14 protein-coding genes are annotated in these 14,554 nt (G+C 58.3%); 3 read left to right on the forward strand and 11 right to left on the reverse strand.

The genetic code is table 11. The features are described from left to right. Positions 1-28 precede the first annotated feature (28 nt). Positions 29-1,306 carry a cytochrome P450 gene (locus AC5DB9_RS08195; RefSeq protein WP_022959682.1) on the forward strand — a complete coding sequence of 426 codons (1,278 nt, stop codon included), beginning with the start codon at positions 29-31 and terminating at the stop codon, positions 1,304-1,306. A gap of 129 nt (positions 1,307-1,435) precedes the next feature. Here AC5DB9_RS08195 and AC5DB9_RS08200 read toward each other — a convergent pair whose 3' ends face one another. The 6 genes from AC5DB9_RS08200 to AC5DB9_RS08225 form a co-directional block, all read right to left on the reverse strand. Further along, entirely contained in the window at positions 1,436-2,275 is an 840-nt protein-coding gene (locus AC5DB9_RS08200; RefSeq protein ID WP_245542386.1) for a DMT family transporter, read from the reverse strand. A 52-nt stretch (positions 2,276-2,327) separates the two neighbouring features. After that, positions 2,328-2,645, reverse strand: a complete 318-nt coding sequence (locus tag AC5DB9_RS08205) for a DMT family transporter (protein WP_022959684.1) — start codon at positions 2,643-2,645, stop codon at positions 2,328-2,330. 131 nt (positions 2,646-2,776) lie between these two features. Continuing rightward, a complete protein-coding gene (locus tag AC5DB9_RS08210) occupies positions 2,777-3,340 on the reverse strand; it encodes a GNAT family N-acetyltransferase (RefSeq protein ID WP_272990707.1) in 564 nt (187 codons plus the stop codon). Positions 3,341-3,352: 12 nt separating this feature from the next. Continuing rightward, positions 3,353-3,721, reverse strand: coding sequence for a DUF3703 domain-containing protein (locus AC5DB9_RS08215; RefSeq protein ID WP_272990706.1), 369 nt, complete (start codon positions 3,719-3,721; stop codon positions 3,353-3,355). Next, the gene (locus AC5DB9_RS08220; protein WP_272990703.1) at positions 3,718-4,599 is read right to left on the reverse strand and encodes an alpha/beta hydrolase; all 882 of its coding nucleotides are present in this window, start codon (positions 4,597-4,599) and stop codon (positions 3,718-3,720) included. The genes AC5DB9_RS08215 and AC5DB9_RS08220 overlap by 4 nt, the downstream gene beginning before the upstream one ends. Positions 4,600-4,681: 82 nt before the next feature. Then, a complete protein-coding gene (locus tag AC5DB9_RS08225; protein ID WP_272990701.1) occupies positions 4,682-5,380 on the reverse strand; it encodes a DUF4336 domain-containing protein in 699 nt (232 codons plus the stop codon). 413 nt (positions 5,381-5,793) lie between these two features. Between AC5DB9_RS08225 and ggpS the strand changes: the two genes are divergently transcribed. Next, a complete protein-coding gene (ggpS, locus tag AC5DB9_RS08230) occupies positions 5,794-8,070 on the forward strand; it encodes a glucosylglycerol-phosphate synthase (protein ID WP_272990698.1) in 2,277 nt (758 codons plus the stop codon). A 90-nt stretch (positions 8,071-8,160) separates the two neighbouring features. Continuing rightward, positions 8,161-9,603, forward strand: coding sequence for a sucrose phosphorylase (gtfA, locus tag AC5DB9_RS08235; protein WP_272990695.1), 1,443 nt, complete (start codon positions 8,161-8,163; stop codon positions 9,601-9,603). Between the two features lie 25 nt (positions 9,604-9,628). Here gtfA and AC5DB9_RS08240 read toward each other — a convergent pair whose 3' ends face one another. The 5 genes from AC5DB9_RS08240 to AC5DB9_RS08260 form a co-directional block, all read right to left on the reverse strand. Next, a complete protein-coding gene (locus tag AC5DB9_RS08240; protein WP_272990692.1) occupies positions 9,629-10,063 on the reverse strand; it encodes a DUF2214 family protein in 435 nt (144 codons plus the stop codon). A 19-nt stretch (positions 10,064-10,082) separates the two neighbouring features. After that, a complete protein-coding gene (locus tag AC5DB9_RS08245) occupies positions 10,083-11,414 on the reverse strand; it encodes an APC family permease (protein ID WP_272990689.1) in 1,332 nt (443 codons plus the stop codon). A 158-nt stretch (positions 11,415-11,572) separates the two neighbouring features. Further along, a complete protein-coding gene (locus AC5DB9_RS08250; RefSeq protein ID WP_272990688.1) occupies positions 11,573-12,430 on the reverse strand; it encodes an oxygenase MpaB family protein in 858 nt (285 codons plus the stop codon). A 221-nt stretch (positions 12,431-12,651) separates the two neighbouring features. Continuing rightward, entirely contained in the window at positions 12,652-12,996 is a 345-nt protein-coding gene (locus AC5DB9_RS08255; protein ID WP_272990685.1) for a carboxymuconolactone decarboxylase family protein, read from the reverse strand. A 264-nt stretch (positions 12,997-13,260) separates the two neighbouring features. Then, on the reverse strand, positions 13,261-14,554 hold a 1,294-nt coding region (locus AC5DB9_RS08260; protein ID WP_491732040.1), incomplete at its 5' end, for a PepSY-associated TM helix domain-containing protein.

Raw genomic sequence — 14,554 nt, forward strand, 5'->3', positions numbered from 1 at the left:
AAGCCAATAACAACAAGGAGCCCACAGCATGAGCACACTGACCACGCTGCATGACAGCGAATTGCGCGACCCCTACAGCGTCCCGCTGGACAGTATCGACCTGAGCGACCCTCGCCTGTTTTCCCAGAACCGCTGGCAAGAGTACTTCAAGCGCGTACGCGATGAAGACCCGGTTCACTACATTGCCGACAGCCCCTTTGGGCCGTTCTGGTCGGTTACCCGCTTTGACGACATTGTCGCGGTAGATACCAATCATCAGGTGTTTTCCTCTGAACCCTTTATCATGATCGGCGACCTCGACCCCGATCTGCCCATTGAGAACTTCATCTCCATGGACCCGCCCAAGCACGACGAACAGCGCGCCGCCGTGCAGTCCGTCGTCGCACCGCGCAACCTGCAAGCGATGGAAGCCCTGATCCGGCAGCGCATCGGCGCCATCCTCGACGAGCTGCCCGTAGGCGAAGCCTTCGACTGGGTTTCGACGGTCTCCATCGAACTGACCAGCCAGATGCTGGCCACCATCTTTGACTTCCCCTACGAAGAACGGCACAAGCTGCCCTACTGGTCCGACATCTCCACCGCCGCCCCCGAACTGTCCGGCGGCAAGGCCAGCAAGGAAGAGCGCTTCGCCGCCCTCGCCGAGATGGTCAATGCCTTTTCGGCGATCTGGGCGCGCAAGGCCGCCGAGCGCGAGGCGGGACAGCCAGCGGGCTTCGACCTGATCAGCCTGCTACAGGCCAGCGAGGATACCCGCGACATGATCAACCGCCCGGCGGAGTTCATGGGTAACCTCGGTCTGCTGATCGTCGGCGGCAATGACACCACCCGCAATTCCATCACCGGCAGCGTGCTCGCCATGAACCGGTTTCCCGAGGAGTTCGACAAGCTGCGCCGCGACCCCTCGCTGATCCCGAATATGGTCTCGGAAATCATCCGCTGGCAAACGCCACTCGCTCATATGCGCCGGATCGCCACCTGCGACACCGTGCTGGGCGGCAAAAAAATCCGCAAGGGCGACAAAGTGGTCATGTGGTATATCTCCGGCAACCGCGACGAGCGGGTGATCGCCAATCCCGATCGGGTCTTGGTGGATCGCGCCAAAGCCCGTCACCACCTGTCCTTCGGCTTCGGCATTCACCGCTGCATGGGCAACCGTCTGGGCGAGATGCAACTGCGCATCACCTGGGAGGAAATCCTGAAGCGCTTCGAGCGAGTGGAAGTGCTGGCTGAGCCAGAGCGCGTGCACTCCAATTTTGTGCACGGCTACGCGGCGATGCCGGTGAAACTTCATCCCAAGGCAAGCTGACGGTCAGCCGCCCGTCGTGATGCAACGGCATGACGATGGGCGGCAATACGGCCCGGCGCGAATCCCTAAGCGAAGTGTAAAAGCGGCCAGCCATTCTTTATCGGCCAGCCCTGATCATAAGCAGACAACCTAGCGGCGGCGCGAAGCGGCGATATTGAGCATATTCCCGGTCATCATCAGCGCACCGCCCAGCAGAATAGCGACCTCGAAGGGTTCGGCGTAGAACACAACCCCAATCAAGGCAATGAGGGGTAAGCGGAGAAAGTCCAGCGTGACCACGGTGGAGACTTCGGCATGCGCCATGGCTTTCGCCATACAGAAATGTGCCGACAAGGCCATCAGACCAATCACCAGCAGCCATCCCCATTGCGAGCCTACCGGCCATTGCCATTGCGGCAGCGCCAGTATGCCGCCAATGGGCAGTTGGATCAGGCACATGTAAAACAGAATGGTGAGTGCCGGCTCGCTGCGGCTAAGTGCTTTCGTCGCGGTGTGCGATGCTGAATAGCAAATGGCGGAAGCAATGACGATGAGTGACGCGGTATTCACCACGGCCAGCCCTGGCTGAACAATGATCAGCACACCCACCAAGCCCAAGCCTATCGACAACAGCTTTCGACCATTGATGCGCTCTCCCAGCGTCACCGCGGCAATCAGCATCGTCCACATTGGCACCGTAAATTCCAGCGCAAACACCTCGGCCAGTGGCAACAGGCCAATGCCGACAAACCAACCGTACTGGCCGCCGAAATGAAAGACATTACGCAGGGTGTGCAGACCCGGTCGCTGAGTGCTCAGGCCTTGGCGTCGGCCGGACAGCAACACCACCAGACTGATAGCAATCAGGCCAATGACGCTGCGGAAAAACAGGCTCTGAAATACCGGCAGCTCGCCGCTAAGCTCGCGGGCGCCAACTGCCATCAGGCTAAAAGACGCCAGCGCGCCCAACATCCACACTACCGCAAGCATAGCGACACAAATCTCGTTCGTTATTCAGGCCCGATGAGCCCGGCACCACACACTAACCGGCGGACAGTTTCAAACCCAATACACCGAGCATGATCAGTACAAGACTGGCGCCCTTCATCAGATCGACGGGCTCCGCGAACAGCACCGCGCTGAACAACACGGTACCCGCAGCACCAATGCCGACCCACACCGCATAGGCGGTACCCACCGGCAGGGTACGCATGGTCAGTCCAAGCAAGGCAATACTGATAATCATGGCGGACACCGTTAACAGTGTTGGCCAGGGACGGGTAAATCCTTCGGTATATTTCAGGCCGATGGCCCACGCGATTTCAAAGCAGCCCGCTACCAATAACAGTAACCAGTTCACGGCCCATTCTCCTGTAATGGGGCCGTCCCCGACTGAGTTGGAGCGGTGAGGTCGTCCTCACTTCACGAATGACAAGGCGGTTTCCCGCTGACAGGAACTGTAGCACAGCCCGCAAGCTTATTGGTTTTTGCTTAGTGCTGGCTGGCGAACCACTCGTCGGCGCCAAGGGTAAACAGCACATGCTCCTCAAGCGGATGTGAGGCGGGGACGGCGGGGTGAAGAAAATTGCGACCGCTGTTGCGCATGCCCAGTCGCTGCATCACCGCCTGAGAGGGCGTATTGCTGGTCGCGGTAAACGAAACCACCTCGTCCAGCGCCAGGTCAGTAAACGCAAAAGCCAGCGCTCGCCGGGCGGCTTCCGTTGCATAGCCCTTTCCCCAATACGCGCTGTGCAGTCGCCAGCCGATCTCCACGCAGGGCGAAAATGGCAGCTCGACAATGGGGCGATTCAGACCGACAAAACCGATAAAGGCGCCGCTGTCGCGCAGGCGCACAGCCCAAAACCCCCAGCCATTGTCGGCGATCAAGGCTTTGCAACGTGCGGCCATGGCATCGCTGTCCTCTCGGCTTAAACAGCTAGGGAAATAACGCATGATCTCCGGGTCGGCGTTGAGCTCAGCGAAGACCGGCAAGTCCTCGTCGCGCCACTGACCGAGTGTCAGGCGCGGTGTTTCCAGCTCAATACTCTCGGTCACGATCACGCCCCGTCAGTCCTCTGATGATGTCGCCGTGCGAATACTTGCCGCCAGGTCCGCCGGCAACGGCATCGGTTTAACGGGGCTGACATTGGCCCCGCCGGTATTTCCCTGTGGTACCCAGCCGGGCGCCGTCAGCGCTGCCGCGCCGATAATCCTGAGACACTGCCCCCATCCCTCTCTCGCGGCGCGATTGCGCCACGCCCAGCGCAGCATAAGCACATGCACCTTCACATGCCAGTACGTGGAAGCCTGCCCGAGCACATGGGCCCGTTCCAGATGGGAAAACTCATCACGCACACGCCCTTGGCCGCGCGCCTGTTCGGCCGCGACCAGCTCTACCTCAACAAAGGGCGCAATGCGCTTCGCGAAACGGCTCACAAGGGCACAGCGGTGCTTAGAAAGGCCAACTGATCTCCTACGATGCGGCTGAACATCGGCTCGACATAGGGTTGAAAATGCCCGGTCTGATACTCCCGCAGCTCAATATTGGCGTACTTCGGCGCCGCCTTGATACCGGGCTTGGCTGGAGTCGTCACGTCTTCGGTAGCGACCTGCATCAGCACCGGCATCGAGAGCTTGGACAGTGCCTTTATCGGCGAATACAGGCCCACCGACGTGGCAAAGCGCGCGGCAATACGACGGTCCAATTGGCGATCCTCGGGCACCAGTTCGAGGTAGCCCTGAGACTCGCCGGGCGAGGTCATAATGGCCAGTTCCCCCGGCTCACCGCTGGACAGAATATAGTGCGGTGACAAGCCGAGCATTCCGCGCAGCGTATCGTAACTGCCGTGCAGGGTGAGTGACAGAATCTTTGGCAGACTGATCATCCCCAGCGATGCAACACCACTGAGATGGGGCACCTGCGCCATCACGGCGGCGATATCGGGCACTTCCGATGCCACTTGCAGCACGTGACCGCCACTCAGAGAAGTGCCCCACAGCACCACGCGCTTGGGATCAACACCGGGCAATTGACGTGCAAACTCAATCGCCGCTTTCCAATCCTGATGCTGTTTTTTTACGTCCAGCAACTGCCGGGGCTCACCGTCGCTCTCGCCGAAATGACGGTAGTCAAACACCAGACTGGCATAGCCCGCCTCGGCAAATTTTTCGGCATACGCAGCCAAACGCATCTCTTTGATGGCCGCCAGCCCGTGGGCCATGACCACAATCGGATACGGCCCCTCGGTATCAGGCTGAAAAAACCACGCGGCACAGGAGCTGCCCTGAGAATCAAACCGAATATCCTGCTTCATACACCGTTCCTTTATCTCAATTTATTATGGTGTTGCCTGTTATACACCGCTCCACGCGGCCTTCAATGTGGATGCCGGACAGCTAGCGCAGGCCCGACCAGCGAAACGCGCGCCGCAAAAACTGCGTCGCGTTGTCACGCACAATCTCCCCGTGAGCCATGACCAGCACCTCGGGCTGCCAGGCCAGTATCTGCTGAAGGTGCTGACGTACAAGCCGCCGCGAAAACAGAAAGCTCAAACGCCAGTCCAGCGGCATCTTGCCATGGGGGGCAACGATGCCAGTAAGACGCGCCAGCACGCGCTGCCAGGGGCGGAAGGCCTCCGGTGAGAAGTTCTCAACCAAGTGCACGGTCGACGTTCGATGAAAAAACACCGCCTCCTCCATCGCCCGGGAGCCGGTAAACATGAGCGTATTGATCTCCGCCTGCCAGGGCATCGCCTCATTGCCAAGCTCGCCGGTGAAGTGAATATCCGGCCGCTTTGCCATGACTTTTGCCGTGCCGTACACCTCCGCAGCCGGGCAGTGCTGCTGCCAGTCTTTCAAAAACAGATGGTGCAGCGCATTGGGCGCTATCAGATAGCGAACCGGGCCCAGCTCCGCCAGCGCGTCTGCCAGTTCAGCGCTGTGGCGAACCGGGCTGTGCACCCAGAGGCCGCCATCACTCAGCCGGATAACCGTCATCCGTGTGCGATAAGGCAGGCCCAGAAACGACACAGTTTCCCCGTCGACCAGCCAGAGATTTTCTGCCAGTTTTTCCATTACAACGCGCGATCCCGTCATTGTTTTCCGGTCAGCCATACGCCGCCAGTATGGCCGCCAATTTTCGCAACATTTTGTTGCATAAGCGTTTTTTCGCACAGTGATTGTGCGCAGCCCCACTGATAACGGCGGCGAAAACACGGCCTGGCGACTCACTCCATCGCCACGGCTCATCGGCGATCGCGCGTTTTTTAAGCACGTCACCCGCGCCGTTTTCCACCGCCCGGCATGATTTCTGCAGCCTGTTTGAGACACAAGGGACTCTCAACCCCCTCGGATCGGCCCCGGACGAAAGCCTCAGGGTCACCGAAAAATCGGCGAATAATCGCCCCGGGGTTTAGCAAAGCCTTGCTGTGCAGCCACCCTCACTGTGCCGCTAAGCGGCAGCGCTTCGCTAAGCTCCTGGACACTGTTTCACAACACAGGAGTGATCAATGCTACTTGCAACGGACCTCGACGGCACCTTTCTGGCAGGTGATCCGGAGAGCCGACTGAAACTGTACCAGCTCATTTCCGCTCACCCCGATATTCAACTGGCCTTTGTCACCGGACGCGGACTGGAATCGGTGATCCCCCTGCTGTCCGACCCGACGATTCCCGAGCCGGACTACATTATTTGCGACGTGGGCTGCACCGTGGTCCACGGTGAATCCCGACAGGCCGTGCAGCCTATTCAAGGCAGTATCGATGCCCTCTGGCCCGGCGCCCAAACCATCGAAGCCGCATTGGAAAGTATGGAGGGGCTACAACGTCAAGAGGTGCCCCAGGAACGTCGTGTCTCCTATTTCTGCGAGCGCAGTGCCGTCACCGACGAGCTGGTTGCCATCGGTGAATCGCTGAACTGTGACGTGCTGTTTTCGGCAGGCAAATACCTCGACTTTCTGCCCCGCGGCGTCAACAAGGGTCGCACGCTGATACAGCTCGTGGAGCATCTTGGTATCGATCCGGAACTGGTGATGGTGGCCGGCGACACCCTCAATGACCTGTCGATGTACCAGCAGGGATTCAAGGGCGTTTGCGTGGGCGAGTCCGAGCGCGAACTGCTGGAGCAAACCGAGCATCAGGCGCGGATTTATCACGCCGAACGCCCCGGCTGTGGCGGCATTCTCGAGGCCTTCGAACACTTCGGCTTTCTCGGTCATGCCGGTATCGAAGCCGAAGTGCCGGACAATGTGAAATCCGGCAAATCGGATCTGGTCATGGTTTACCACCGCCTTCCCTATGAGGAAGTGGTGGAAAACGGTGAGCTGATCCGCCGCCGCCCCAAATCCCCCAACGGCATCATTCCCACTCTGCTGAGTTTCTTTGCCGGTGGCACCTCCGGTGCTTGGGTCGCCTGGTCAATTGACGACCCGGAACAGGGCCCCTTCCAGACCCACACGGATGTCGATACCAGTCGCTATGAAAAACTGGTGGCCGCACGCGTGCCACTGAGCAAAAGCGACGTGGATATCTTCTACAAGAAATTTTCCAAGGAGGCCTTCTGGCCCACGCTTCACACCTTCTGGGAGCGCGCCAGCTTTCGCGACGAACACTGGCAGGTCTTTCTCAAGGTGAACCGCCTGTTTGCCGAGAGGGCGGCGCAGGAAGCGGCGGAAAATGCCGTGGTTTGGATTCACGACTACAACCTGTGGATGGTGCCCGCCTACCTGCGCGAGCTGCGCCCGGATGTCACCATTGCGTTCTTCCACCACACCTACTTCCCATCGGCAGATGTGTTCAATGTGCTGCCCTGGCGCCGCGATATTATCGGCAGCCTGCTGCACTGTGACTATATAGGCTTCCACATTCCGCGTCAGGCCGAGAACTTTGTCGATGTCGCGCGCGGCGTGACGCCACTGGAAGTCACCGAGAAACAGAGCTGCGCACCGCGCTATCTCACCTACGGCTGCGCGGTTGGCCTCGACGAGATGAGCACCGAGATCAAAGTGAACGACCGTCGCATCGGGCTCGGCGCCCACCCGGTCGGGCTGGATTTGAACCGGGTGAAAAGCGCCTTGGCCAACACGGACATTCAGGCTCGCATGGAATCCCTGCGCGAAGAACTGAGTGGCACGCGCATGGTGCTGTCGGTAGAGCGACTGGATTTCACCAAAGGCATTATCGAAAAACTCGACGCCTATGAACGCATGCTCAACGAACATCCGGAATTGCTCGGCAAGGTCACGCTGCTCATGGTCTGCGTGCCCGCCGCCGAGGGCATGACGATATACGAAGAGCTGCAATCGCAGATTGAACAAACCGTGGGCCGGATCAACGGACGCTTCTCACGGGTGGGCTGGACGCCCCTGCAGTTCTTCTTCCGCTCGCTGCCCTTTGAAGAACTGGTGGCCTACTACGCCATGGCCGATGTGATGTGGATTACCCCGCTGCGCGACGGCTTGAATCTGGTGGCCAAGGAATACGTCGCGACTCAGGGCCTGACCGATGGCAGCGGCGTGCTGGTGCTGTCAGAGTTTGCCGGGGCCGCCGCCGAACTGCGCGGCGCCATCCTCGCCAATCCCCATCATCCACAGGAGCTTGCAGACACCTGTTACTACGCGCTGGCAATGAGCCGCAGCGAAGCCCGCGACCGGCTCAGTGAAGCCTATGAAATTGTCTGTCGCTACGACATTGCGCTGTGGGGTCAGGAGTTTGTCGATGCCGTCACTCACCGTCGCGACCAGCGTCTGCAGCCGGTCACCGCACTGCCCGGTTGTGCCGTGGCCTAGCGTCAACGGCTGAACTCTACCAGGCACCGGAAACACCGGGCGGTCGTCATACCGCCCGGCACAACAAGCAATAACACGCGGGAGAACATCATGTCGCTGAGAAACGGCATTCAACTCATCTGCTATCCCAACCGCATTGGGCAGGATCTGAAAGACCTCAAAACCGTGGTGGATACGCACCTGTCCGACGCCATTTGCGGCCTGCATATTCTGCCGTTCTTTCCGTCAAATGCAGACAACGGCTTCTCGCCACTGACGCACAAGGAAGTCGATCCGGCCTTTGGCAACTGGGATGATATCGAAGCGCTGTCAGCGGAATACGATCTCTGCGTGGACTTGACGGTCAACCACATCTCCGACGAATCGCCGGAGTTCACCGACTTCATTGCCAAGGGCTTCGATTCCGAATACGCGGAGCTGTTTGTCCACGTCGACAAGTTTGGCGACATCAGCCCGGACGATATGGCGAAGATTCATATCCGCAAAGAGAAGGAACCGTTTCGCGAAGTGACGCTCGCCAACGGCGACACCACCCGCGTGTGGTGTACCTTCACCGAGCAGCAGATCGATCTGAATTACGAATCGGAACTGGCCTACCGACTGATGGAAGGCTATATCGCCTTTCTTACCGGCAAGGGTGTCAAACTGCTGCGACTGGATGCCTTTGGCTATACCACCAAGCGCATCGGCACCAGTTGCTTTCTGGTCGAGCCCGAGGTCTACCGTATCCTCGACTGGATTAACGAGGTGGCCTATAAACACGGCGCCGAATGCCTGCCCGAAGTGCACGACCACACCAGCTATCAGTACGCTATCGCGCGCCGCAATATGCACCCCTACGGCTTTGCGCTGCCACCCCTGCTGCTCTATTCACTGCTCGACGCCAACAGCGTCTATCTGAAAAACTGGCTGCGCATGTGTCCGCGCAATATGGTCACTGTGCTCGATACTCACGACGGTATTTGCATTCCCGATGTCGAAGGCGTATTGCCCGACGAAAAAATCCGCGTGCTGATCGACAACATCGATGCCCGCAGCGCCGACCCGATCATGCGTCGCTCGGCAGCGAACATTCACAGTGTCGGCGCCATCTACCAGCTCACCTGTACGTTTTACGATGCACTGATGCAGAACGACGATGCCTACATCGCCGCCCGCGCTATCCAGTTCTTCACGCCCGGTATTCCTCAGGTGTATTACGTTGGCCTGTTTGCCGGTTGTAACGACCCCGAGCTGATGGAAGAAACCGGCGAGCTGCGCGATATCAACCGGCATTTCTACAGTCTGGAAGAGGTGGAAGACGAGGTCGAGAAACCCGTCGTCAAACGCCTGCTGGCGCTCATGCGCTTCAGAAACAATTACCCGGCATTCGACGGCCACTTCGAACTGAACTACTCCAACGATTCCAGTGTGGCGATGGCCTGGCGCCACGGCGAGTACTACTGCCATCTCTTTGTGGATTTGAATTTCAACACCAGCAAAATTGAGTATGTCGACGTGGAAAGCGGGGAGAGTCTCAGCCTGAGTTTCTGAGCAGCGTTGCCGTCGGCAAGGCCATTCAGCCGTTGCCGACGCCTTTGGCAATGAGCACCGCCAGCAATGGGAAGATCATCAGCAACACCAGCTCCAGGCGTTTAATCAGCACGATTGACGGGGAAACCGCCAGTACGTCGCCGGCCTGTCGCTGCAACTTGAGCAGCGCAACCGTCGGAAACAAGGACATCACGGCCACCAGCACAAACAAACCTAGCTTGGCGTGGAACAGCGGATTAGCGCTGTAAAAGGCCGACGCCTTGCCTACCATCAACCAAAGCAGCAAACCTGCTGCCAGAATGATCATCGCCGCCAGACCGTAGACCCGGTCCAGCAACAACAGACGTCGCAGTTCGCGGCGTGGCAAGCGGTGCGACAGCAAGAGATTCTGCGCCACCAGCATCGCAGCCAGCAGCATGATGCCGACAAAGTGCGCGTAACGAACCAGCGTATCGTCCATAGCCTTCTGTTCCCAGCATTCAGGATGGGTAGCGGCGGTGCTGCTTTCGCGAGAAAAACCACGAGCCGACGCTGAGTATCGCATAGAGCGTGACAATGAAAACCAACTGCTCGGGCTGGTTCCGGTATTCGTAGCTGAAAATCAGCACCGTCCCCACCAGCAAGCCCAGAAACGCGATCACGGTCACCAGCAGCGACGACTGGGTCTGCGCCCGAATACGAAAGTTGGCATAGGCCATCAACAGCGACACCAGCAAGAAGGTCACGCTGGCAAACTCCAGAATCATCTGCAGGCTGCCTGCCAGAATCAAGGCGAACGCCAACGCCGCCATGCTGAGGATCGCATACACGGGAATACGGTTCTTGCGCGTCGCCAACGCCGCAGGGAAAAACCCGTCCGCCGCAATCACCGCCATCTGCCGCGACGCGCCAAACACCGTTCCACTGATAGCACTGCTGGTGGCTAACATCGCGCCCAGCACCACCAGATCGGTGCCCCAATGGCCCAGCACATTATTGGTTCCCGCCGCCAGCGCATACTCTTCATTGGCGATGATTTCATCAAAGGGAATCGCCAGGATGGCCCCCAGCGAAATGACGAAGTAAATCAGAATGGCGATGAAAATGGCCGAGTAAATCGCGCGCGGAATATTCCGTTCCGGCTCGTCCATTTCGTTCACCGCGTTAATCACCAGCTGAAAACCCTCGTAGGCCACAAAGGTCAGCGAGGCGACGATGAGCACCGAGATCATACTGACCTCGCCCTGCTGTTCCAGCAACACCGGCAGCGTGGTCTGGCTGTTATTAATCAGTACAAAGGAAATAATCGCGAGAATCACCAGCTTGGTATACACCATCAGATCCTCGATTTTGCCCATGCCCTTCACGCTCCAGACATTAATCAGCGTAAAGACCGCAATCACTGCACCGGCCACCAGCTTGCGCACCATCTCGCTGTCGGAGAAGGCAAAACGGCTGATCGCATACGAGGAAAACGTATAGGCATACAATGCCAGCGTGCTGATATAGCCGAAGATAATCCACCAGCCGATCAGCGAGGCCGCAAACGGCGAGCCCGGAAATGTGCGTTTGAAGAACGAGTAGGTGGCGCCCTCATCCTTGTAGTACACACCCAGCTTGATATAGGAGTAGGCCGCGAGCGACGCAATCAGGCCACCCACCAGAATAACCACCGGCGTGAACACACCGACCATCGCGACAGATATCCCCAGAATGGTGAAGATACCGCCGCCCACCATGCCACCCAGCGCAATCGCGACCAGTTCGGGCACGCCCAGAGTTTTACCGCGACTGCGGTGTGAGGAACGGGAGGGACGCTTGTGAAATATCATTCGGAACCTGCTGACAAGGGTCAGGCCGCGTCATAAATCGAACACAGCCACAGGAACCATACTGCCCGGCGTCGACAGAATCCACGAAAAAGTAACGCGGCCTGCCGAATAAACTGCCGACATGTTCCGGCAGGGCTAATCTAGCGATAGAGATACGCCTAACGATAGAGATACTTGGGATCGAGACCCAGACGCTGGCAGCTTTGCACAGCAGGTGATTGCTTGATAACAATGCGATCGCCCAAGTAGCCCAGATAGCGAATCATAAGGCGCTCCCAACCTCGCAGACGGGCTGCTTTCTCGAGTTGAAGCTGCTGCTGCAAGGTCTCGGGTATCAGCGACACCGCGGCGCGGATCATCATGCCTTGAAAGGGGCGCAGCAGACCGGGCAATGCCGGCGTCTCTTTCATGATAGCGAGAAACTCCGCAATAACCGGCGTCGGGCCGAGCTGCGGCTGCATTGCCTTGAAGTGCTCGTCACATTCCTGCTCGCTGTGCGGACAACCCGGCGCGCCGTACATGGCCGCACTCGCCAGCGCTTCCGAGTAAAAGGCATCTCGGTCCGCTTGCGGCAGGGAATACACAAACTGGCAGTAGGCCTGCAAAAACCCGAAAGACGCCGTGGTATGCACCCAGTTCATCAACGGCGCTTGCAGGGCTTTATATTCGCGGCCATGCTCATCGACACCCTTTACCTGAGCATGCTGGCGGTTGACGCCGCGAATCAATCTGCGGGCGACTGACTCGGCGCCGTAGACCGTGACCATTGCCGCCAAACCAGTGCGTTTAAGGCGCGGTAATGGCTGATCGCGGAAACTGGTGTGATCCCATACCCCGGCACGAATGCGCGGTTCAGCCAGCTCCAGAACCGTTGCGGTGATACCGCCGATAAACATGGCGACGGGATTCTTGAACACGCGCCAGGATACAGACTCGGGAGGCAGCGCCGCCGCCTCGCCAAAGGGCTCCAGAAAGCTGACATTGCGCATATCCACCGGGCTTTGCTCGCCTGTCATAAGGTCTCCGAGACTGCTTTCAAATACTGGCCCATAGACTAACCAAGTCCACCGCGCCTTTTAGTTCCCAGAGAACAGATTTTGTCGGGAGGTGCCAACGCACTAACGCGCCCCCTTGTCGCTCATCGAGATTGCCAACTACAGTGCCGGGCAGAGATTGGAATTCGCCATTGTCCCGCCTACCGCCTGCAAGGGGAAACGCCCCTCGCAGGCAAGGCTTACTAGCCCCGCTCCTGATACTGGCTGAGCGCCTGCATGGCCTCAATGCCGTAGACCACAGACGGACCTCCCCCCATCAGAATCGCCACCGATACCGTCTCGGCAATCTCCCCCTGACTCGCTCCGGCCTCCATGGCATCGTGCACGTGAAAACTGATACAGCCATCGCAGCGGACAGTAATGGCGATACCCAGAGCAATCAGCTCCTTGGTTTTGGTATCGAGCGCGCCGGGCTTCAGGCTGGCTTCGTGCAACGCCCCAAAGCCCTGCATCACCTCGGGAATCTCCACCCCCAGCTTGCCCATCCACTCGTTTAACTCTTGAAAATGTGCAGGAAAATCTTTCATACCACGCTCCTTATGCTTCGCAGAAAACCGGTGCCGTACATCACCGCCAAGATCTTGGGATCTCAACGTGTAAGTAGTGAACCACAAAAGCGGGGTGTGCTCTGCCTCGGATTCGTGACAGACGGCATTGCGCGGCATTGTCGTCGACAGCGGTTCAGCGGCCGACAAACGGATAGCCGTCGTTAAGCGGTGATAGAAATGCTACTGCGCGCAGGGCAAAGAGCGCCTGCGGCAGTTGCTAGAGAAGCAAACACGGACCAGCGATTACGTCGACGAAGGCAGAACCATTGCGAGGCGCCGCCGACTGCGGCGAGCACTGTACCGTTTGTACCAGATCACCACCCCGGTAACACTCAGCATGGCAACCACAACACCCATCACCGAGATCAGGATGCGTCCCGGCAAGCCCAGAATCCGACCGGAGTGCAGGGGAAATTGGGCCTGAACAAAGAGGTCGGCTGCCGTTCCCTGCCATGGCAGCCAATCGCCAAGTGGCTCTCCGCTTTTCGCGTCTAAAAAGACAGCCTGGTGACCGACGCCGCCGGCACCGTGCCCGGATTCCGCATCGAAAAACTCAATCCGGTAAATACCAAATTCTCTGGCATACCAGATGCTGCCAACCGGCATTGACCAACCCTTTTCGTCAGCAGCCTGCTGGCCTAGAGAAATCGCATGCGCAAAACCATAGCTGGCCTCGATGGGAGCATCGTGCGGGGCTGGTGCCCGCTCATCGATCGGCGTTGGCGTTACATCAGAAACCAGTGACATTGCCGGGAAGAAGACTTCTCGATAAAGGTTCAGGGAGAAACCGGTGAACGCGATAACAAACAGCAGCACCCAGGTCCATAAACCGAAAGCACGGTGAAGATCAAAGTTGAGCTTTGTAGGCCCATTCCGCCAGCGCACTTTCCACGCCGGTTTCCAGCGCTGCCAGTAGTTGCGCCCACGACCTCCATTGGCTCGCAGACCTTCCCCGCTGCTACGCCTACGTCTCGGCAAGGTCAGAATAAATGCCACGAAGCAGTCCAGCGTCCAGATAAGCGCGATCACCCCAAGCAGCCAGAGCCCCCAGTGGTCGGTTCCCATGAACTCGGGAATGTGCAGGCTAAAGTGCAGCTTATAGAGAAACGAAACAAAATTTTCGGTGGTAATCGGCCACACCGCGCCCCATTCACGCGTTCCTAACACCTCTCCGGATACCGGGTCCACATACACCTGGTTAAATCCGGGCTTGAACAGCTTTCCTGTTTCTGGATTCACTCTGGGCTCCACCCAGTAGTAATACGAGTGACCCGGCTCGGCAGCTAATTCATAGTAGGTAACCTGCACCGCAGGATATTGCTGCTCTATCAACGTGGCCAGCTGCGTAGCGCTTTGCGGAGTCCCCGGCGTACGGGCCTCAAGAAGATGAGGGTTCAACCACTCATCCAACTCATGATCCCAGGAAATTACGGCGCCAGTCAGCCCTGTAATAATCAGGAAGACAGCAATAGTCAGTCCGAAATATCGATGAAGCAGAGTAAGAAATGCGCGCATAATGTATCCAAACGATGATGAC

The sequence above is a fragment of the Spongiibacter sp. genome, from assembly GCF_984394615.1.